Genomic DNA, 20,463 nt, shown 5'->3' with positions numbered 1-20,463 from the left:
CCCCACGCACGGGGCACCCGCACGCCACCGGCGCAGGCGGGTCAGCGGATGCGGACCACCTGCGGGTCGTGGTCGCTCGCCTGGTCGGCGAACTCGGCGTTGATGTGCACGACCTCGTAGTCGGGCTTCTTGACGCCCGGGCTGACCAGGATGTGGTCCAGCGTCTGCGAGTTGCCGTCGTACACGTAGCTGTAGCGCTCGTTCTTCGGGAGCTTGTCCATCAGGTCGGTGAGGACCTTGCCCCGGGTGAGGGCGGCGACGGGCTTGGAGAACGGGTAGTCGTTCAGGTCACCGAGGACGACGACCTTGGCCTTGGCGTCCTGGGCGAGCAGCGAGGTGACGAAGGAGTTGACCTCCTTGGCCTGCGCCAGACGCTGGGTCTCGGAGCCGAGGACCGGCGGCTGGAAGCGGCTGTGCAGCGACTGGTCGCCGCCCTTGGAGTTGAAGTGGTTGCCGATGACGAAGACCTGCTCGCCCCGGAAGGTGAACTCCCCGACCAGCGGCTTGCGGCTGTTCTTCCAGGCGTCGGCGGTGGGGTTGATCCGGCCCGGCGAGACGGAGAGGGTGATGCCCCGGCCCTTGGCGTTCTTGGCGTCCTTGGCGGGCTTGGGCGCCTTGACGACCTTGGTGGCCGTGGTGGCGTCGCCGCCGGGACGGTCCACGAAGCTGACGCGCTGGGGGTTGAAGAGGAAGACGTTACGGATGTTGCCGCCGGGCTCGCCGCCATCGACCTTGTCCTGCGGGTCGACCGAGCGCCAGTCGTACGTGGGGCCGCCCTGGGCCTTGATCGCCGCGATGAACTGCGCGAGCGTCTTGTCGGCGGCGACCGTGCCGTCGTCCTTGGCGCCGTTGTTGTCCTGGATCTCCTCCAGGCTCACGACGTCGGGCGAGGAGAGGTTCTTGACGACGCCCTCGGCCAGCCGGTCGAACTTCGCCTGCGGGTCGGTCGGGTCGAGGTTCTCGACGTTGTACGTGGCCACCGCCAGCTCGTCGGCCTTGGCCTTCTTCGCCACCTCGGGCTTGAGGCCGCCGGACTTCACCGTGCCGAGCGTGGTGGACTGGAGGCCGTAACCGCCGTAGTTGGAGTAGTCCAGCACGCCGGTCGTCGGGCCGGTGAGCGTGTCGCCCACGTTGGCCGCGGCCTTCTCGCCGGTGAGCGAGGCGACCAGCAGACGGCCCGAGTTGGGCTGGTCGTAGGAGCCGTAGAGCGTGCCGCCGCGCGGGGTGGCGTTCTGCTGGGGCTTGGTGGTGACCCAGGTCTCGCCGTACGCGTTGGAGGCGCCGACCACCCGGGTGTCCTTGATCTGGACGCGCATGCCCTCGCGGGACTCCAGCCAGTCCAGGGCGAACTTCTTGGGGTTCAGGGTCAGCGGCTCGATGTTGAGGCCCTTGACCGTGGGCGCGTACGCCTCGGGCAGCGTCTTGGCGTCGATGACCTCGGCGGCGGGCAGCGCGTTGCCGGAGGACAGGACGGTGGAGGTGGGGCCGGTCAGCTCCGTGACGGACTGGTTGCCGCCCGCGGCGCCGCCCGGGTAGTACTCGGTGACCTTGGCGCTGACCAGGACGGAGTCGCCGACCTTGACCTGCGGGGTGACGGAGCCGGTGAAGACGAACACGGCCTCGCTGGTCGCCTGGTCCTTGTCCGGGTTCGGGTCCTGGATCCAGTAGCCGCGCGAGGAGCCGGTGGCGCGTACGGCGGTGACGATGCCAGGCACGTCGGTGACGGTGCTGCCGGCGTGCGGGGAGATCCGGGTGGTGCCCTGGATGTCGTGGATGCGCAGCTCGCCGGGGGTGGTGCTGGTGGGCGAGGGCGTCGGGGAGGGCTCGGAGCCGCCGCCCTCGCCCGCGCTGTTACGGGGGGAGGGCGTGGCGCCGGTGAAGTCGGCGGAGTTGTCGTCGGTGTCGGTGAGCGCCGCGTTCCTGGCGACCGAGGTCGTGTTGCCCGCGCCGGTGGCCGGGGTGGACTCCCGTACGACGGCGGTGCCGAAGCCGACCAGGTCCTTGACCGTGGCGTCGCCCGTGCAGTCGGCGGCGGTCAGGCAGGTCAGCGCGGTGGTGGAGTGGACCAGCGCGACGGTGCCGCTGCTCGCCGACATCGCGATCGTGCCGGCCGCGTCCGGGGTGGGCAGGGCGGTGTCGCCGCCCGCGCCCTTGCCCTCCTCGACGAGGTAGCTGCCGCCGGCGGGGATGGCGCCGGTCAGCGGGGTGACCTGCCACTTGGAGCTGGCGGTGGGCGAGCCGCTCAGGTACTGCACGGACCAGCCGGTGAGGTCGAAGGCGCCGCCGCCCGCGTTGCCCAGCTCGATGAAGTCGTTGGTGAGGGTGGCTCCGGAGTTGCCGCCGCCGCCGAAGACCTCGGCGATCACGGCGTCCGGGGACGGTGTCGCCTGGGCGGTGAAGGGCAGGACGACGAGGGAACCGGCGAGACCTACGGGGAGCGCCAGCGCGACGATCTTCGCGCGGCGGCCCCGGAAGGCCGGGGGTATGGAGGAAGACACGAGTGACTCTTTCTTTCCTTGGCTGCGACTTCCGGCGGGCCCCCCGTGGGTTCCTTCGGTGACGTCGCGGATGAGCGTGATGGCGTGAAAAGTCGGCTCAAGATACGCGCGTAGATGCTGCCCGAACAAGAGGTCCCGCACACCAAGAGACAAGTGTTTCCCGAGTGTTCGCCGGATTTAACCTGGTTGACGGAGAACACCGCCCCGGCGCGTGCGGCCGGTCCGCTTCGCCGCCGTGGCCGCCGGGCCGCCGCGTCCCCGCCGGGCGGCGCGGGACCACCGGCCGGGGCCGGGGAGCCCGGCGGGAGCGGGCCGGTAGAGTGGGCGGGTCGTCATCATGCCCGTATGGAGGGAAGCCGGTGCGAATCCGGCACTGGCCCGCAGCCGTGAGCCGTCGTCGCCGGCGGCGAGTCGGAATGCTCCGTACGCGGTCGTGACCGGCTCGTGCCACCGGCAACCGCCGGGGCGGGCATCGTCGAGGTACACGAGGCCGGAGCCCGGTGCCCCGGTGTGCCCGGTGTCCGGCCCGTGCAGGAGAGGCAGGGCTTCCGTGCGGGTCCTGCGTGCTCAGACCCCGCGAGCCCGGCAAGACCCGAACGAGAGGCGCCAGCAGCCATGACCACCGTTCGCCGCGGCACCGCGGCGCTCGCCGTATCCGCCGTGCTCTGCGTGGTGTTCGCCCCGGCCGCCTTCGCGGGCGGCGACGTCCCTCCCGCCTCCGGGTCCTCGGCCTCCCCTGCCGCCTCCCCCTCCCCTGCGGCGCCCGCCCCGGCCCCGGCGGTGAAGGTGCCGCACGGGCTGTACGGGGAGAAGGACCCCACGTACGACGGTGTCTGGCGGCAGTCCCTCGCCCTGCTGGGCCAGGCCGCGGCGGGTGTCAGGCCCTCCGACGACGCCGTGCGCTGGCTGAAGGAGCAGCGGTGCGCGGACGGCGGGTTCGCGGCGTTCCGCGCCGACCCGGCCGCGCCCTGCGGCGCGGGCACCCTCGTCGACTCCAACTCCACGGCGGTCGCCGTCCAGGCGCTCTCCTCCCTCGGCGACCAGCGGCCCTTCATGGCGGCGAGCGTGGCCTGGCTGCGCTCCGTCCAGAACAAGGACGGCGGCTGGGGCTACACCCCGGGCACGCCGAGCGACGCCAACTCCACCTCCCTGGTGATCGGCGCGCTCACCTCCGCCGGTGTCCGGCCCACCTCGGTGCGTGTGCCGCGCGGCGATCCGGACGGCAAGCACGCCTACGACGCGCTCGTGGACCTCGCGATCCCCTGCGGCGCCGGTTCGGGCGCGGACGCCGGGGCCTTCGCGTACCAGCGGGACACGGGCGGCAAGCTGACCGCGAACGACGACGCCACGGCGGCGGCCGTACTCGCCGGGCTCGGCAAGCGGCTGGTCAGCGCGCCCGTCACGGCGGGCCCCGCCCCCACCTGCGTACCGGCCACCGGCGCGCAGCGGCCCTCCCCCGAGCGTGCCGCCCGCAACGGCGCCGCCTATCTGGCCGGGGTCCTCGCGGCCACCGGCCACCTCGACCAGCCGCCGCTGCCCGGTACCGAGGGCGGCGACGCCGCGCCGGTGCCGGACATCGGGAACACGGCGGACGCGGTGGTCGCCCTGACGGCGGCCGGTTACGGGGACCAGGCGACCGGGGCCCTGGAGTGGCTGAAGAAGAACTCCGGGACCTGGGCCCAGGAGCAGGGGCCCGCCGCGTACGCCCAGTTGGTCTTCGCGGCGTACGCGACCGACACCGACCCGCACAACTTCGGCGGGATCGACCTCGTGGAGCGGCTGAACGCGACCGGCCCCGCCCCCAAGTCCGTGACGTCCCCGGAGCCGCGCCCCGGCAACGCCGCGGAGAGCGCGATCGCCGACGGCGGCGCCGCGGTGCTCCTGTGGGTGGCGGGGATCGGCGTGGCCGCGGCGCTCGGGACCGGGTTCCTGCTCAGCCGCAGGAAGACCCGGCAGCCGTGATACGCGTGCGGTACGTCCTCGCCGCGGTGGTGGCGCTGGGGCTCGTGCTCGGTACGGGGGCGGGCGGCGCGCAGGCCGCCGGTTACCGCTACTGGTCGTTCTGGCAGGCCACCGGCGGGAGTTGGGCGTACGCCACCCAGGGCCCAGCCGTGCTACGGCCGGCCGACGGCACCGTCACCGGCTTCCGCTTCGCGGTGAGCGCGGACAGCGGGGACGCGGCCCGGCCGCGCACCGCGCCGGACTTCGCGGCGGTCTGCGCCGACACCCCGGCGCGGGACGGCGCCAAGCGGATCGCCGTCGTCGTCGACTCCGGTACGGCGGCGGACGCCCCGGCCGGGGAGGAGCCGCCCGCGCCCCGCGCGCGGTGTGCCCGGGTCGGCGCGGACGCCACCGCCGCCGACGCGCTCGCCGCGGTGGCGAAGCCGCTGCGGTACAACAGCGCCGCGCTGCTCTGCGCGATCTCCGGCTACCCCGGGTCGGGCTGCGGGGAGCAGGTCCCGGACGGGGCGGCGGCACGGACCCCGGCCCCGGACACCACACCGTCCCCGGAAGACACGCCCTCCTCGCGGGCCACGCTCGGGGACGGCCGTACGGAGGCCACCGGCCCCGGGACGGAGGACGGCGACGGCGGTCCCTCGCTCGGCCTCTTCGCGGGTCTCGCCGCCGTGGCGGTGCTCGCCGCCGCCGGGGTGTGGCAGGCGCGCCGCCGGCGCGGCTGAACCGCCCCATGGACCGCACGACACACCGCCCCGCGGGCTCCGCCCCCGCCCGCCGTACGGCGCGGGCGCCCGAGGCGAGCCGGTTCAACGCCCTGCACGCCGGGGCCTGGTGGCTCTGGGCGCTCGGGCTGGCGGCGGCGGCCTCGCGGACGACCAATCCCCTGCTGCTGGGGCTGCTCGTCGGGGTGGCCGGCTATGTGGTGGCGGCCCGCCGTACGGACGCGCCCTGGGCCCGCTCGTACGGGGCCTTCGTCAAGCTGGGGCTGGCCGTGCTCGCCGTCCGGCTGCTCTTCTCGGTCCTCCTCGGCTCGCCCGTGCCCGGCTCCCACCTCCTGTTCACCCTGCCCGAGGCGCCGCTGCCCGGCTGGGCGGCGGGGGTGCGGATCGGCGGCCGGGTGACGGCCGAACAGGTGGTGTTCGCGCTGTACGACGGCGCGAAGCTGGCCACGCTGCTGATCTGCGTGGGCGCCGCCAACGCCCTCGCCAACCCGGCCAGACTCCTCAAGTCGTTGCCGGGCGCGCTCTACGAGGTGGGCGTCGCCGTCGTCGTGGCGATGACCTTCGCGCCGAACATGGTCGCCGACGTCGCGCGCCTGCGCACCGCCCGCCGGCTGCGCGGCCGGTCCACCGGAGGGGTCGGGGCGGTGCTGCGGATCGGGCTGCCGGTGCTGGAGGGCGCGCTGGAGCGTTCGGTGGCGCTCGCCGCCTCGATGGACGCCCGGGGGTACGGCCGTACCGCACAGGTCCCGCCCGCCGTACGGCACACCACCACCGCGCTCACCCTCGGCGGGCTGCTGGGCGTCTGCGCGGGGGTGTACGGGCTGCTCTCCGCGGCGGGCGGCGCGTACGGCACCCCCCTGCTGGTGGCGGGCGCCGTCGCCGCGGCGGCCGGGCTGCGGCTCGGCGGGCGGCGCTCGGTCCGCACCCGCTACCGGCCGGACCGCTGGGGCGCCCGCGCCTGGCTGGTCGCGGGGTCGGGCGCGGCCGTGGCCGCCGTGCTGATCGTGGCGGGCGCCGCCGAACCGGCGGCGCTGCACCCCGGCGTCGTACCGCTGGAGACGCCGACGCTGCCGCTCTGGCCGGCGGCGGGCGTCCTGATCGGGCTGCTGCCCGCGTTCATCGCCCCCGCGCCGGGGCCGCCACCACCGTCCGAGGAGCCGACACCGTGATCCGATTCGAACAGGTCTCGGTGGAGTACACCGACACCACGGGCGGCGGCCCGGCCCCGGTGATCGCCGGGGTGGACCTCACCGTGCCCGAGGGCGAACTGGTGCTGCTCGTGGGCCCGTCGGGGGCCGGCAAGTCGACCCTGCTGGGGACGGTCTCCGGCCTCGTCCCGCACTTCACGGGCGGCACGCTGCGCGGCCGGGTCACCGTCGGCGGCCGGGACACCCGTACCCACAAGCCGCGCGAACTCGCCGATCTCGTCGGCACGGTCGGCCAGGACCCGCTCGCCCACTTCGTCACCGACACCGTCGAGGACGAACTGGCGTACGGCATGGAGTCGCTGGGGCTGGCGCCCGACGTGATGCGGCGCCGCGTCGAGGAGACGCTCGACCTGCTGGGCCTGGCCGAGCTGCGCGACCGGCCCATCGCCACGCTCTCGGGCGGGCAGCGGCAGCGGGTCGCGATCGGCTCCGTACTCACCCCGCACCCCGAGGTGCTGGTGCTGGACGAGCCGACGTCGGCGCTGGACCCGGCGGCGGCCGAGGAGGTGCTCGCCGTGCTGCAACGGCTGGTGCACGACCTCGGCACGACGGTCCTGCTGGCCGAACACCGGCTGGAACGGGTGGTGCAGTACGCGGACCAGGTCATCCTGCTGCCCGGCCCCGGCCTGCCCCCGGTGATCGGCGCGCCGGAGCGGATCATGGCGGTGTCGCCGGTGTACCCGCCGGTGGTGGCGCTCGGCCGGCTGAACGGCTGGGAGCCGCCGCCCCTCTCCGTACGGGACGCGCGGCGCCGGGCGGCGGGGCTGCGCGAACGGCTGGCCGGGACGGAACCGGCGGCGCTCCCCCCGGTACGCACCCGGCCGGACCCCGGCCCCGGGCGGCCGGCGGTACGGCGGACGTTCGGCTCCCTGTTCCACCGGAGCCCCGCGCGGGCCGAGGAGAAGAGCGCGGCCACCGGTGTCGTAGCGGTCGACGGGCTGCGGGTACGGCACGGGCGGACCGAGGCGCTGCGCGCCGTGTCGCTGACCGTCGCGCCCGGCGAGACGGTGGCCCTGATGGGCCGTAACGGCGCGGGCAAGTCCACCCTGCTCGCCGCCCTGGTGGGGACGGTCGCACCGGCCTCCGGGACGGTACGCGTCGGGGGCCACGCCCCGCACCGTACGCCGCCGCGCGAGATGGTCCGGCACGTCGGACTGGTGCCGCAGGAACCGCGCGACCTGCTGTACGCCGAGACGGTCGCCGCCGAGTGCGCGGCGGCGGACGAGGACGCGGGCGCGCCGCCCGGCCGCTGTCTGGCCCTGGTCGGGGAACTCCTCCCGGACATCGCGGGCACCACGCACCCGCGCGATCTCTCCGAGGGGCAGCGGCTGGCGCTCGCGCTCGCCGTGGTCCTGACGGCCCGGCCGCCGCTGCTCCTCCTGGACGAGCCGACGCGCGGTCTCGACTACGCGGCGAAGGCCCGGCTGGTCGCGGTGGTGCGCGGGCTGGCGGCCGAGGGACACGCGGTCGTCCTGGCGACGCACGACGTGGAACTCGCCGCCGAACTGGCCCACCGGGTGGTGATCCTGGCCGACGGCGAGATCGTCGCGGACGGTCCGACGCCCCGGGTGGTGATGTCGTCGCCCGCGTTCGCTCCGCAGGTCGCGAAGGTCATGGCGCCGCAGGAGTGGCTGACGGTGGCGCAGGTGGCCACGGCGCTCGACGCGACGGCGGGGACACCGTGACCGGGCGGGCCGTACCGGCGGCGGCCCCCGGGCGGGCACGGGCGGTGCGCGCGGTGCGGCTGGGGCCGCGCGCGGTCTGCGCCCTCGCCCTGACCGGCGCGACCGGGGTGGCCGCCTTCGGCTGGCCGCTGCTCGCGGCCCCCGGCTCCGGGCTCGCGCACTCCGGCGACGCCCCGTGGCTCTTCGCCGCGCTGCTCCCGCTGCTCGTGGGGGTGGTCGTGGCGACCATCGCCGACTCGGGACTGGACGCCAAGGCGGTGGCGATGCTGGGGGTGCTGGCCGCCGTGGGCGCGGCGCTGCGGCCCCTGGGCGCGGGGACGGCCGGGCTGGAGCCGATGTTCTTCCTGATGGTGCTGAGCGGCCGGGTCCTGGGGCCCGGATTCGGTTTCGTGCTCGGCTCGGTGACGATGTTCGCGTCCGCGCTGCTGACCGGCGGGGTCGGCCCCTGGCTGCCGTTCCAGATGCTGGCGATGGGCTGGTTCACGATGGGCGCCGGGCTGCTGCCCGGCCACGCGCGGCTGCGCGGCCGGGCGGAACGGGCGATGCTCGCGCTGTACGGGGCGGGCGCGGCGTTCGCGTACGGCACGGTGATGAACCTCCAGGGGTGGACCTATCTCGGCGGGCTGTCCTCGGGCGTCTCCTTCCAGCCGGGCGACCCGCTCCAGGCCAACCTGGCGCGCTTCCTCGCGTACTGCGCGGCGACGTCCTTCGGCTGGGACCTGGGCCGGGCCGTGCTGACGGTCGTACTGACGCTGACGGTCGGACCCGCGCTGCTCAGGGCGTTGCGCCGGGCGACGCGCCGGGCGGCGTTCGACGCGGAGGCGGCCTTCGAGGGCGCGGCGGCCCCGGAGGAGGAGCGGGCTCGGAGGCGTGCGGAGGGGGACACCCCCGTCCGTCCCTGAACGGTCCGTCCCCGTCGGCACCCTGAACCCGTCAGTCCCTGAACCCGTCCGCACCCTGAACCCGTCCGCGCCCTCCGGCTCCGGCCGTCCCCGCTCCTCCCGCGTCTACTCCCGCGCCGCGCCCGCGGTCTTCACCGGCACCCCGGTTCCGGCGCCGGAACCGGAGCCGGCCCCCGCGCCCGCGCCGTCCGGCGCCGGGGTGGCGTCGTCGGCGGCCTCCCGGCTCCTCGGGAACGGGTCGGCCTTCGGCACCGCCCTCGGCAGCAGCCGCCGCGGCCCCGCCAGCAGATACGTCAGCCCGAAGCCCGCGCCCACGACCGCGGCGCCGCCCACCGCGTCCAGCACCCAGTGGTTGGCGGTGGCGACGATGGCGCACACCGTGAAGAGCGGGTGGAGCAGCCCGAGGAGCTTCATCCACATCCTGGGCGCGAGGACCACGATGACCACGCCGCACCACAGCGACCAGCCGAAGTGCAGCGACGGCATCGCCGCGTACTGGTTGGTGAGCGCCGTCAGCGCGCCGTAGTCCGGGTTGGTGAGGTCCTGCGGGCCGTGCACGGTGTCGATGAACCCCATGCCGGGCATCAGCCGGGGCGGCGCCAGCGGGTAGAACCAGAAGCCGACGAGCGCCAGGACGGTGGCGAAGGCGAGGGAGGTACGGGCCCAGCGGTAGTCGGCGGGGCGGCGTACGTACAGGACACCGAGGATCGTCAGCGGGACCACGAAGTGGAACGACGTGTAGTAGAAGTTGAAGAAGTTCTCGGCCCACTTGACGTCCACGACCGCGTGGTTGACCCAGTGCTCGATGTCGATGCCGAGCGCCCGCTCGATCCCGTGGATCTGACGGCCGTGCTCCTCCGCCGCCTCCCGGCCGCCGGTCGCGGCGAGCCTGATGTGCGAGTACACCGAGTAGCCGACGCGGATGGCCAGCAGTTCGAGCAGCAGGTTGGGGCGGCTGACCAGCCGCTTCCAGAACGGGATCAGCGGGACCCGGCTCCAGCGGGCCGGCGCGGCGCGCGCGTACTCGGTCGGGACCGGCCGGTCGAAGCGGGGCGAGGCCCGCGTCAGGAACGGCACCGCGCAGGCCGCCGCGAGCGCCGCGATCAGCGGCACGTTCTCCCGGAGCGGAGCGAGCACGGCCATGTTCGGCAGCATCATCCTGCCCGGCAGCGTCATCACCAGGACCACCACCGCGGGCCACACCAGCCGGTCCCTGGACCGGGTGCCGACCCGGCCGACCAGCGCCAGCAGCACCCACAGGAGCTGGTGCTGCCAGGCCGTCGGGGAGACCGCGACGGCCACGCAGCCGGTCAGCGCGACGGCCAGCAGGAGCTGTCCGTCCCGCGCGTAGTGGGCCGCCCTGCGCAGCCCGAGCACGGTGACGGCGGCGGCGAGGACGAGGACGAGCACGACCTCCATCGGCCCTTCGAGACCGAGCCTGAGCAGCGCGCCGTGCAGGGACTGGTTGGCGAGGCTGTCGGCGCGCTCGCCGAGCCCCGCGCCCGCCACATGGTGCACCCAGTACGCCCAGGAGTCGTTCGGCATCGCGGCCCACGCCAGCGCCGTCAGCGCCGCGAAGCTCCCCGCCGAGGTGAGCGCGGCCTTCTTCCGTCCGGTCAGCCACAGCAGCGGGGTGAAGAGCAGTACGGCCGGCTGCAACGCGGCGCCGAGGCCGATCAGTACGCCGGACGCGCGTTCGCCGCGTACCGCGAAACAGCCGAGGAGCACCAGCAGGACGGGGATGATGCTGGTCTGCCCGAGGGAGAAGCTGTTGCGCACCGGCAGCGAGAGCATGAGCAGGCTGATCGCGACGGGCGCGGCGAGCAGTCCCGTACGGCGCGACAGCTCACCCGGCAGCGCGCGGCGGGCGACCACCAGACCGAGGGCCACGACCAGCAGCAGGGTGCCGAGGGTCCAGGCGACACCGAGGCTCTGCTCGGCCGACCTGGCCAGGGGTTTGAGGGCCAGCCCGGCGAACGGCGTACCGGTGAACCTGCCGGTGTCGTAGAGCGAACCCGTCACATGGAGGACGCCGTTCTCCCCGATCCAGGTCTCCAGATCCGTGAGCCGTTCCCCGGGCGGCTGTCTGAGCACCACCGCCGTCTGCCGTACCGCCAGCACCGCGGCGAGCAGCCAGAGCACGATGCGGGCCGTACCGAGACCGGTCCCCGCCGTACCTGCCGCCACCCCGCCGTGCACGCTGTGTTCTGCATTCACCACGCCGCGCCGACCCTCCGTCCGAAAACCCCGTCCTTGGGGCATAGAGCGTCGCACTGCCCCGTGGAGAAGACCACGGCAACCCCCTCTTCACCTGACCGTCACCCCTCTTTCCGTGCGACGCACGGGACGCCGGGGGCCGAGGGAGATGCGGGAGAGCCACGAACGGGATCAAGATGAGGCCGCACGCACCTCACGTACACCACGCACCTCCGACCCACCGCACACCTCACGCATCTCCGAAACGATTGAGAGGCCCGTATGTCACAGGGAGACCAGGGACAGCAGGGGGACCAGGGACAGCAGAGCCGGTGGAACGCGGTCGACCACTTCTTCACCGACCGGCTCGCCCCCGCCGACGAGGCGCTCTCCGCCGCGCTCGCCGCCAGTGAGGCGGCCGGTCTGCCGGCCATCAGCGTCGCCCCGAACCAGGGCAAACTGCTCCAGCTCCTCGCCCGGACGCAGGGCGCCAGGACGATCCTGGAGATCGGCACGCTCGGCGGCTACAGCACCATCTGGCTGGCCCGCGCGCTGCCCGAGGACGGCCGGCTGATCTCGCTGGAGTACGACCCCGCCCACGCCGAGGTGGCCAGGGCCAATCTGGCGCACGCCGGTCTCGACGGGATCGCCGAGGTGCGGACCGGGGCCGCCCTGGACACCCTGCCGGTGCTGCTGGCCGAGGGCGCGGGCCCGTTCGACTTCGTCTTCGTCGACGCGGACAAGCGGAACAACCCGCTGTACGTGGAGTGGGCGCTGAAGCTCACCCGGCCGGGCAGCGTCATCGTCGTGGACAACGTCGTACGGAGCGGGGCGGTCGCCGACCCCGGCAGCACGGACCCCTCGGTGCTGGGGACGCGGCGGATGATCGAGGAGATGGCGGGCAATCCGCGGCTGTCGGCGACGGCGGTGCAGACGGTCGGCACCAAGGGGTACGACGGGTTCGCGCTCGCCCGCGTCCTGTCCTGACAGGGCGGGGGCGGGGGCGGGCACGGATCCGCGGGACCCACCTGCCCCGCCCGACCCACCTGCCACACCTGCCCCGCCGGACCCACCGGCCCGGGAGACGGGCGGAGGGGGCGGGCCGTCCCTTGCCCGCCGCCTCCCGTCTCGGTACGGGTGTGTCAGACCCGCAGCAGTCGCTGTGTCATCTCGCGGTAGCTCTGGAGGGCGAGCCGCAGCTCCTCCGTGTCGGAACCCTCCGCCGCGCGGGCGTCACGGTCCCCGTCCCAGCCGGCGCGCAGCGAACGCGGCCGTTCGGCGAGCGCGGTCGTGAGCTGCCGGGCGGCCTCCTCCAGCACGCCCGCCGCCTCCTCGACCGACCGGCGCGGCCCGTCGACGAAGGAGTTCAGGGCCTCCTGGAGCCGCTCGGAGAGCCGGTCGCCCTCGTCCCGGGGGAACAGCCGCTCCTCCCCTTCCGGGGCACCGGCCTTCGCCGGGGGCGCGGGGGACGCCTGCGCGGAGTGCACCGGGTCCTGCGTGGGCGGCGGCTGCGTCGGCAGGGTCCGGGTCGGCGTCGGCCCAGCCGTCGGGGCCTGGGCCGCCGGGGTCTCCCCCGTGCCGGGCGTCCGGGCGGTGGAGCCGGGCGCCGCGTCGGGCGCGTGGAGCGGCTTCACCGGGGTCACCGCCGTGGGCGATGCCGCCGCGCCCCGCGGGGGCGCCGGGGGCGCCGCGGAACGCGGCTCGCGTGCCGCAGCCGTCCGGGACTCACGGGTCCCGTGCGTCTCCTGTATCCCGTGCGTCTCGTTCATCCCGTTCGTCTCGTTCATCTCGTGCGTCTCGTGGTTCTTCGTGTCACTCTTCCGCTGGTCGCTCATCACGCACCACTCCCTTTGGGCCGCAGTGAGAAGTTCCGGTTCCGCCCGGTGCCCCGGGACGTGCGGCCGTCGCCGCCGTCGTCGCCCGGGTGGGCGAGGATCAGTCGTTCGAAGAGCTCCCGCGCGCCGACCATCGCCTCGCGCAGCTCCTCCGTACTCGTGCCGCGGCCCTCGTCCGAGACCGCGTGGTGCACCCTGCGGTAGCCGTCGACCGCGTGCGCGTGGTGGACGGAGAGGGCGTCGATCTGGGCGTCGTGGTCGGTCCCCGCGGGGTAGCCGCGCTCCTGCGCCAGCCGGGCCACCAGGCGCTCGGCCTGTGCCACCGCTTCCTGCGGCGCGTCGACGAACCGCTCCTGGAGACCGGCCCATTCGGCCACGTACTGTTCGCGCTTCTCGTCCGGGAGAGGCTGGTGCCGCAGCCGGCCGTGGCGCTCGACCCGCTCGCCCAGCTCACGCTCGGCGGCCTTGGCGTCGCCGTCGTGCCGGGCCAGGACACGGTCGTACTCCGGGCCGAACCGCCGCTTCAGGGCGCCGCGTCCGCCTGCCCTGCCAGGTCCCGTGTAGAGGACCGCGGCGACGATCGCCACGAATCCCACGATCAGAGCGACGACGATCAGAACAGTGGACATGTGTGCCTTCCTGGTTCCCGGCCGGCTCGTGCCGCGCCGTGTCGTGTCGGCTCTTGCTCGTGGAGTCGGGTTGCCCGTAATCCACTGGCCAAACGGCGCCGTACGCCGGTAGGAAGACGACCATGAACTGGTCGGTCCGCCCCGAACCCTTCGCCACGTCCGACGCCACCCGGCTGCGCCGGGACTACTACGCCGAGGTCGCGGGCCGGTACTGGCGGCGGCCCGCGACGGAGGCGGAGATCGACGAGGGCCTGGCGGACGACCCGCCCGACCGCCTCGCCCCGCCCACCGGCGCGTTCGTGGTCGGCCGGTACGGCGACGGAGGCGGGGACGAGGGTGTGGCCGCCTCCTGCGGCGGGGTACGGCTGCTCGACGCGGCGACCGCCGAGCTGACCCGCGTGTACGTGAGCCCCGCCGTGCGGCGGACGGGCGGCGGGGCGGCGCTGCTGACCGCCCTGGAGGACGCCGCGCGGCGGCTCGGGGCGCACCGGCTCGTCCTCGACACACGGCTCGATCTGGTCGAGGCGCGGGGGCTGTACGTGAAGCGGGGGTTCCGGGAGATCCCGGCGTACAGCTCGGGACCGTACCGGCAGATCTGGTACGGCAAGGAGCTGACCGCGCCCGCCGGGCGGTAGCGCGGCTCAGGCGGCGTGGTCCCTGGGCGGCGGGGCCATGGGCTGTTCGCCGTCGGAGCCGCACAGTTCGCCGTTCAGCTCCTTCACCAGCGCCACCAGATCGGTCGGCCGGTCGGCCGCCCACCAGTCCCCCAGCAGTTCGGCGAGCGATTCCTCCCGGGCGGCGGCCAGCGCCGCGGCGGTCTCCTCACCGCGTTCCGTGAGCGTCAGCTCCACGCCCCGGCGGCGGGTCAGCCCGCGCTCCTCCAACTGCCGGGACGCGTCGGTGACGGTCCGCAGCGACACATTGGTGCGCTCGACGAGCGCGGCGGGCTGGACGACACCCTCGCGCCGGACCCGCAGCAGCAGCCAACTGGCCGCCGGGAGCAGGTCGTACCCCGCCTTCTCGGTGATCGTCTCGTAGACGCTGCGGCGGCCCTCGCGCGTGCCCAGGACGGACAGGGCGCGGGCCACCTCGTCGCGCGAGGAGCGCTGGACGGGGTTGGACGCCAGGGTCTCGGTGATCTCCGGCGCCGTCACGGAGCCGCGCAGGGTGTCCTCCTTCAGGAACCAGGCGACGGCGAAGGCGAGGAGCGCCACCGGCACGCCGTACAGGAAGACGTCGGTGATGGACGTCGAGTAGGCGTGCAGTACGGGGCCGCGCAGCGCTGCGGGGAGCTTTCCGAGGGAGCCGGGGTCGGCGGCGAGCTGCCCGGTCCCGGCGCCGGGCGGCAGCGGCTTGCCCGCGAGGGCGTCGGCGAGCTTGTCCCGGAGCAGGTTGCTGAAGATCGTGCCGAAGACGGCGACGCCGAAGGAGGCGCCGATGGAGCGGAAGAAGGTCGCGCCGGAGGTGGCGACGCCGAGGTCCTGGTAGCTGACGGCGTTCTGTACGACCAGGACGAGCACCTGCATGACGAGCCCGAGCCCGGCGCCGAAGACGAAGAGGTAGGCGCTCATCTCCCAGGTGCCGGTGAACTCGGTGAGCTGGTGGAGCAGGAGCAGCCCGACGGCGGTGACACCGGTGCCGAGGATCGGGAACACCTTCCAGCGGCCGGTACGGCTGACGATCTGGCCCGAGAGGGTGGAGGTGATCAGCAGGCCGAGGACCATGGGCAGCAGATGGACGCCCGACAGCGTGGGGCTGATGCCGTGGACGATCTGGAGGAACGTCGGCAGGTAGGTCATCGCCCCGAACATCGCGAAGCCGACGATGAAGCTGATGCAGGCGACGAGCGTGAAGGTCCTGAGTCCGAAGAGGCGCAGGGGCAGTACGGGTTCGGCCGCGCGCCGTTCGACCCGGATGAAGGCGGCGAGCAGCACCAGGCCGAGGACGGCGAGCCCGATGGTCTCGGCGGAGCCCCAGGCCCAGGTGGTGCCGCCGAGGGAGGCGACGAGGACGAGACAGACGGCGACGGACGCGATGAGGAAGGTGCCGAGGTAGTCGATGGTGTGCCGGGTCCGGTCCACCGGGATGTGCAGCACGGCGGCGATGACGAGCAGCGCGACGACGCCGAGGGGCAGGTTGACGTAGAAGACCCAGCGCCAGCTCAGATGCTGGGTGAAGAAGCCGCCGAGCAGCGGTCCGAGGACGCTGGTCGCGCCGAAGACGGCGCCGAACAGGCCCTGGTACCTGCCGCGTTCGCGGGGGGTGACGAGGTCGCCGACGATCGCCATGGAGAGCACGATCAGACCACCGCCGCCCAGCCCCTGGAGCGCGCGGAAGGCGATGAGCTGGGTCATGTTCTGGGCGATGCCGCAGAGCGCGGAGCCGATCAGGAAGATGACGACGGCGGTCTGGAAGAGCTTCTTCCGGCCGTACTGGTCACCGAGCTTGCCCCAGAGGGGGGTGGCGGCGGTCGAGGCCAGCAGATACGCGGTGACGACCCAGGAGAGGTGTTCCAGACCGCCGAGATCGCTGACGATGGTCGGCAGTGCGGTGGAGACGATGGTCTGGTCGAGCGAGGCGAGCAGCAGGCCCATGAGCAGCGCGCCTATCGCGAGGAGGACGGTGCGCGGGCTCCGCCCCGTGCCGGGGGCCGCGCTGACGGCCGGGGTGGTCACTTCCTGAGCCATGGGGACAACTCCTCGGGTGCACTGGTCGCCTGTGGCCGGCTGGACCGGCCGGGTGGGGCTGGGGCCGGGGCCGCGCGATGCGTCGTGGGGGGGGCGGCGTCGACACGTCGGCGGGGGGGCGCCGACGGACCGGCACCGGGCCGTTGTCCGTACGCGGTCGGTCCACCGGATTCCATCCTGGCCGCTCTGTCCCGTTATGGCCTGCCGAGCGGCGGCCGATGCCGTCCGGGTGCGCGTACGCGCGTCATGCGGGGGCTGCATAATCGGCGGCAGTTCAAGGGGAGGGGAACCCAAGGTGTCAGGACAGCTCTGTCCCGGATGCGGTACGCCGCCGGGCGCGGAGGAGAGACCCGGCTGCGGCTGCGGGGAGTCGGGGGCGGCGGAGTCCCACGCGCCGGAGCCGGGAGCGGCGGAGTCCCACGCGCCGGAGCCGGGGGCGGCGCCTCCGGAATCCACGCCGGCGGAGCCCACCGCACGACCGGACTCCACCGCACCACCCGCGTCCACCGCACCACTCGCACCACCCGCGCCGCCCGCACCACCCACGTCCACCGCACCACCCGCACCCACCGCACCACCCGCATCCACCGCGCCGTCGGAATCCACCGCAACGGAGTCCACCGCGATGGCCGAACAGGGCGCCCGCGAGGCGCAGGACGCGGAGATCGCCGAGTCGGAGGACTTCCATCCGCTGCGCGTACGGCCGTACGTGAAGCTCGGCGACCAGGAGACGCGCGCGGCGCCGACGTCCTTCCGTACGGCGGGCCCGATGCCGCCGCTCACCCCCACCGCCGTGCCCGCGCCGGCGCCCGCCTCCGCCGAACCGCCGGGCGCGCCGTTCCCGCCCGCCCGGCCGCCGGCGGGGCGCCGTACCGCGCTGCGGCTCCTCGCGGCCGGCACGGTGGCGGTGGCCGTGGTCGGTACGGCTGCCTTCGCCGGGGGGCTGTTCGCGGGGGCCGACCGTGACGAACGGGCGGTGCCCGGCACGATCAGCACCTGGCTGCCGTCGGCCAACGACGGGGCGACGGAGGAGGCGCCCGCACCGGCCTCCCCGTCGCCCGGCGCGTCGACGGGGCCCACGGACGTGACGCGGTCGCCGTCGGCGGAGGCCACCCCGTCCGCGCCGGCGTCCTCCCGCGCGCCGGAACCGTCCGCGTCCCAGGAGCCGCCGGCCTCCGCCACGCCGAGCGGGCCCGCGGAGACCTCGGCGGCTGCGCAGCCGGGCGGGGCTGCGGGCGCCACACTGGCCCCCGGCGACTCCGGCGACGAGGTGGTGGAGCTTCAGTTCAGGCTGGTGTGGGTCGGCCTGTTCCACGCGCGGCCGGACGGCAGGTACGACCGGACCGTCGAGGACGCCGTACGCCGCTTCCAGCAGACGCGGAACCTCCAGGAGGACACCGCGGGCGTCTACGGCCCCCGGACCCGGCTCGCCCTGGAGAACGAGACCCAGGGGTACGGGCAGGGGTACGGGGGGAACGTCCCCGGGTCCGGGAAGGGCTACGGGCAGGGGTACGGCGCGCGCGGCTGAGGGCTCTTTGTACAATGACGAAACAAAGTGGCTTCGCCCGTTCACCTGACCGACGGGTGGAGTCACTTTGTTCCGGGCCCGTACGTCCGTACACGGCCGTACGGTCGTACCGCCCGCCGACGATTTGTCCCGCCCCGCCCAGCCCGGAGACGCCCGTGAAGCTCGACGCCGTCAAGGCCCTGCTCCTCGACATGGACGGCACCCTCGTCAACTCCGACGCCTCCGTCGAGCGCTGCTGGACGCGCTGGGCGCGGGCCCACGCGCTGGACCCGCGCGAGATCATGAAGGTGGTCCACGGCCGTCAGGGGTACGCCACCATGGCCGTTCTGCTGCCGGACCGCCCGATGGAGGAGAACCTCGCCGACAACCGCGCGATGCTCGCCGAGGAGATCGCGGACACGGAGGGCGTGGTGCCCGTTCCGGGCGCCCCGGAGTTCCTGGCGGAGATCACCACGCTGCCGCACGCCCTGGTGACTTCGGCGAACGTACCGCTGGCGGAGGCCAGGATGACCGCCGCCGGGCTCCCGATGCCGAAGATCCGCGTCACGGCCGAGGACGTCACGGCGAGCAAGCCCGACCCGGAGGGCTTCCTCCTGGGCGCGGCCTCGCTCGGCGTACCCGCGCAGGACTGTGTGGTGTTCGAGGACTCCGAGGCGGGCATCGCGGCGGCGCGGGCCGCGGGGATGCGGGTGGTGGGCGTGGGGCCGCGCGCGGCGGCGATGGCGCCGGACGCCCATGTCCAGGACCTGACGGGGCTGCGGGTGGAGCCCCTGCCGGACGGCGGACTGGTCCTGCACATCGACGGGTGACGGCGGCGTCGCGGGGGCGCCTCACACGTCCCGGTTCAGCCGCCCCCGCGCCACCAGTTCCAGCACCACGCTGACGGCCACCGCCTGCACCGCCATCAGCGCCACGAGCACGAAGAGCTGCACCGCCCCGGCCAGTACGGGGGACGCCCCGCCCAGCAGCATCCCCACGAACGCCCCCGGCAGCGTGACGAGCCCCACCGTGCGGGTCTGGTCGAGCCCCGGCAGCAGCGCGTCCGCCGCGGCCGGCCTGGCCACCTCCATCCGCGCCTCGCGGTCGAGCAGCCCGAGCGCCATCCCCGCCTCGACCTCGCCGCGCCGCGCGTGGAGTTCGTCGAGCGCCCGGCGTCCGCCCAGGACCGTCGCGGTGAGCGCGCCGCCGATGAGGATGCCCGTCGTGGGGATCAGGGCGATGCCCTTGGCCGGTACGACACCGGTCAGCAGCAGGACCGCCATCACGGGCGCCACCCCGGCCCCGATCGGCAGGGCGGCCCACCACCAGGTCCCGTTCGCGGTGACGCGCCGCCCTGCGGTCCGTACGGCGACGGCGTACATCAGCGCGACGAAACCGAGCAGCGGCGGTACGGAGCCGATCACCCAGCCGATCACCAGGGAGACCGCGCCGAGCTGGAGCGTGGCCCGCACCCCGGCGACGGCGATCTCGCGGCCCCGCCCGAGACGGGCGAGTCCGGCCACGGCCACCGCGGCGATCAGCAGCAGGCCGAGCACGACTCCGAACGTGATATCGACCCGCAGCAGCACGTGCCCATCCTAGCTGTGCCCTAAGTCAACTTTGCCCGCGTAAGCCCGAATTGTTTTCCCGTCAGAAACAACCAGAACCCACCAACCTCTTGATGTGACGTGTCCATGTCGCCACTCTGTTACCTGAAGCCCTCCTTCCGGAAACCCGCCGAGGCAACGATGGCGACCGGGCTCACCGGCCGAGCCCCACCTCAGCTCTTCAGCTCCGCTTCACGGCCTCATGTCAGGTTCCGCAGGTTCCCCCCACTTCAAGGGAGTTCGCATGTCTGGTGTCTACGCGCGTCGAATGCGCCGCTTCGCCGTTCTCTCGGCGACCGCCGCCATCGCCGCCACCACCACCCTGCTCACCGCCCCCGCGGCGCAGGCCGCCATGCCCACACCGGTCAGCGCCGCCACGGCCCGCACCTACCTCGGCACCCTCACCGTCCAGGCGGAAGGTTCCTCCAGCGGTTACAGCCGCGACCTGTTCCCGCACTGGATCACCCAGTCCGGCACCTGCAACACCCGCGAGGTCGTCCTCAAGCGCGACGGCACGAACGTCGTCCAGGACTCCGCCTGCGCCGCCACCAGCGGCAAGTGGTACTCCCCGTACGACGGCGCCACCTGGAGCGCCGCCTCCGACGTCGACATCGACCACATGGTGCCGCTCTCCGAGGCCTGGAAGTCGGGCGCCAGCAGCTGGACCACCGCCCAGCGCCAGGCGTTCGCCAACGACCTGACCCGCCCCCAGCTCATCGCGGTCACGGACAACGTCAACCAGTCCAAGGGCGACAAGGACCCGGCCAACTGGATGCCGCCGCTGGCCTCGTACAAGTGCACCTACGTCCGCGCCTGGGTGCAGGTGAAGTACTACTACAACCTCAAGGTCGACTCCGCCGAGAAGACCGCGCTCACCAACGCCCTGAGCGGCTGCTGACCCACCCCGGGCCCACCGCCTCTCCCCCCACCCTCCCCGTCGGTTCCGTACGTGACCTGTACCGTACGGAACCGACGGGGAGGACGGACGAAGGTACGGAGGAACTGTTCCGGCCGGCCCTCCGCGGGAA

General features: G+C 74.0%; 16 protein-coding genes and 1 riboswitch. Of the genes, 10 read left to right on the top strand and 6 right to left on the bottom strand.

The genetic code is table 11. The features are described 5' to 3' along the window. Positions 1 to 41 precede the first annotated feature (41 nt). Positions 42 to 2,498: an endonuclease/exonuclease/phosphatase family protein gene (locus ACFXPK_RS10445; protein WP_385073774.1), complete on the bottom strand. Its 2,457-nt coding sequence runs from the start codon at positions 2,496 to 2,498 to the stop codon at positions 42 to 44. A 351-nt stretch (positions 2,499 to 2,849) separates the two neighbouring features. Further along, positions 2,850 to 2,918, top strand: a riboswitch (cobalamin riboswitch). Between the two features lie 195 nt (positions 2,919 to 3,113). On the opposite strand from ACFXPK_RS10445, the gene ACFXPK_RS10440 reads away from it, so the two are divergent. Genes ACFXPK_RS10440 through ACFXPK_RS10420 form a run of 5 tightly spaced genes read left to right on the top strand, consistent with a single transcriptional unit; the run spans position 3,114 to position 8,974 of the window. Then, positions 3,114 to 4,460, top strand: a complete 1,347-nt coding sequence (locus ACFXPK_RS10440) for a prenyltransferase/squalene oxidase repeat-containing protein (protein WP_385073771.1) — start codon at positions 3,114 to 3,116, stop codon at positions 4,458 to 4,460. Next, on the top strand, positions 4,457 to 5,179 hold the full coding sequence (locus ACFXPK_RS10435) for an SCO2322 family protein (protein WP_385073769.1): 723 nt from the start codon (positions 4,457 to 4,459) through the stop codon (positions 5,177 to 5,179). Before ACFXPK_RS10440 ends, ACFXPK_RS10435 begins: the two co-directional genes overlap by 4 nt. Positions 5,180 to 5,187: 8 nt before the next feature. Continuing rightward, positions 5,188 to 6,348, top strand: a complete 1,161-nt coding sequence (locus ACFXPK_RS10430) for an energy-coupling factor transporter transmembrane protein EcfT (RefSeq protein ID WP_385073767.1) — start codon at positions 5,188 to 5,190, stop codon at positions 6,346 to 6,348. Further along, positions 6,345 to 8,072 (top strand): ABC transporter ATP-binding protein, encoded by a 1,728-nt coding sequence (locus tag ACFXPK_RS10425; protein WP_385073764.1) that lies wholly within the window; start codon positions 6,345 to 6,347, stop codon positions 8,070 to 8,072. Before ACFXPK_RS10430 ends, ACFXPK_RS10425 begins: the two co-directional genes overlap by 4 nt. After that, positions 8,069 to 8,974 carry an ECF transporter S component gene (locus ACFXPK_RS10420; RefSeq protein WP_385073761.1) on the top strand — a complete coding sequence of 302 codons (906 nt, stop codon included), beginning with the start codon at positions 8,069 to 8,071 and terminating at the stop codon, positions 8,972 to 8,974. The genes ACFXPK_RS10425 and ACFXPK_RS10420 overlap by 4 nt, the downstream gene beginning before the upstream one ends. A gap of 105 nt (positions 8,975 to 9,079) precedes the next feature. Here the strand turns inward: ACFXPK_RS10420 and ACFXPK_RS10415 are convergent, their stop codons facing one another. Beyond that, positions 9,080 to 11,194, bottom strand: coding sequence for a bifunctional glycosyltransferase 87/phosphatase PAP2 family protein (locus ACFXPK_RS10415; protein WP_385073758.1), 2,115 nt, complete (start codon positions 11,192 to 11,194; stop codon positions 9,080 to 9,082). Between the two features lie 258 nt (positions 11,195 to 11,452). On the opposite strand from ACFXPK_RS10415, the gene ACFXPK_RS10410 reads away from it, so the two are divergent. Next, positions 11,453 to 12,157 carry an O-methyltransferase gene (locus tag ACFXPK_RS10410; protein WP_384991220.1) on the top strand — a complete coding sequence of 235 codons (705 nt, stop codon included), beginning with the start codon at positions 11,453 to 11,455 and terminating at the stop codon, positions 12,155 to 12,157. Between the two features lie 155 nt (positions 12,158 to 12,312). Here ACFXPK_RS10410 and ACFXPK_RS10405 read toward each other — a convergent pair whose 3' ends face one another. Both ACFXPK_RS10405 and ACFXPK_RS10400 read right to left on the bottom strand, forming a co-directional pair. After that, positions 12,313 to 13,005 carry a hypothetical protein gene (locus ACFXPK_RS10405; RefSeq protein WP_385073755.1) on the bottom strand — a complete coding sequence of 231 codons (693 nt, stop codon included), beginning with the start codon at positions 13,003 to 13,005 and terminating at the stop codon, positions 12,313 to 12,315. Continuing rightward, positions 13,005 to 13,634 (bottom strand): hypothetical protein, encoded by a 630-nt coding sequence (locus ACFXPK_RS10400; protein WP_385073753.1) that lies wholly within the window; start codon positions 13,632 to 13,634, stop codon positions 13,005 to 13,007. The genes ACFXPK_RS10405 and ACFXPK_RS10400 overlap by 1 nt, the downstream gene beginning before the upstream one ends. A gap of 122 nt (positions 13,635 to 13,756) precedes the next feature. Here ACFXPK_RS10400 and ACFXPK_RS10395 point away from each other — a divergent pair, with 122 nt between their 5' ends. Further along, positions 13,757 to 14,269 carry a GNAT family N-acetyltransferase gene (locus ACFXPK_RS10395; protein WP_385073751.1) on the top strand — a complete coding sequence of 171 codons (513 nt, stop codon included), beginning with the start codon at positions 13,757 to 13,759 and terminating at the stop codon, positions 14,267 to 14,269. 6 nt (positions 14,270 to 14,275) lie between these two features. Here the strand turns inward: ACFXPK_RS10395 and ACFXPK_RS10390 are convergent, their stop codons facing one another. Beyond that, positions 14,276 to 16,321, bottom strand: a complete 2,046-nt coding sequence (locus ACFXPK_RS10390; protein WP_384991209.1) for a DHA2 family efflux MFS transporter permease subunit — start codon at positions 16,319 to 16,321, stop codon at positions 14,276 to 14,278. A 625-nt stretch (positions 16,322 to 16,946) separates the two neighbouring features. Between ACFXPK_RS10390 and ACFXPK_RS10385 the strand changes: the two genes are divergently transcribed. Beyond that, positions 16,947 to 17,849 carry a peptidoglycan-binding protein gene (locus ACFXPK_RS10385; RefSeq protein ID WP_385073747.1) on the top strand — a complete coding sequence of 301 codons (903 nt, stop codon included), beginning with the start codon at positions 16,947 to 16,949 and terminating at the stop codon, positions 17,847 to 17,849. A 155-nt stretch (positions 17,850 to 18,004) separates the two neighbouring features. Continuing rightward, the gene (locus tag ACFXPK_RS10380; protein WP_385073744.1) at positions 18,005 to 18,658 is read left to right on the top strand and encodes an HAD-IA family hydrolase; all 654 of its coding nucleotides are present in this window, start codon (positions 18,005 to 18,007) and stop codon (positions 18,656 to 18,658) included. Positions 18,659 to 18,679: 21 nt separating this feature from the next. Here the strand turns inward: ACFXPK_RS10380 and ACFXPK_RS10375 are convergent, their stop codons facing one another. Then, positions 18,680 to 19,417, bottom strand: coding sequence for an ABC transporter permease (locus tag ACFXPK_RS10375; RefSeq protein ID WP_384991201.1), 738 nt, complete (start codon positions 19,415 to 19,417; stop codon positions 18,680 to 18,682). 262 nt (positions 19,418 to 19,679) lie between these two features. On the opposite strand from ACFXPK_RS10375, the gene ACFXPK_RS10370 reads away from it, so the two are divergent. Beyond that, complete coding sequence (locus ACFXPK_RS10370) at positions 19,680 to 20,333, top strand: HNH endonuclease family protein (RefSeq protein ID WP_384991198.1); 654 nt, start codon at positions 19,680 to 19,682, stop codon at positions 20,331 to 20,333. The last annotated feature ends 130 nt before the right edge of the window (positions 20,334 to 20,463 follow it).

Source organism: Streptomyces sp. NPDC059142, from assembly GCF_042755665.1.
Taxonomy (GTDB): domain Bacteria; phylum Actinomycetota; class Actinomycetes; order Streptomycetales; family Streptomycetaceae; genus Streptomyces.
This window is presented reverse-complemented; position numbering and strand designations above follow the sequence as displayed.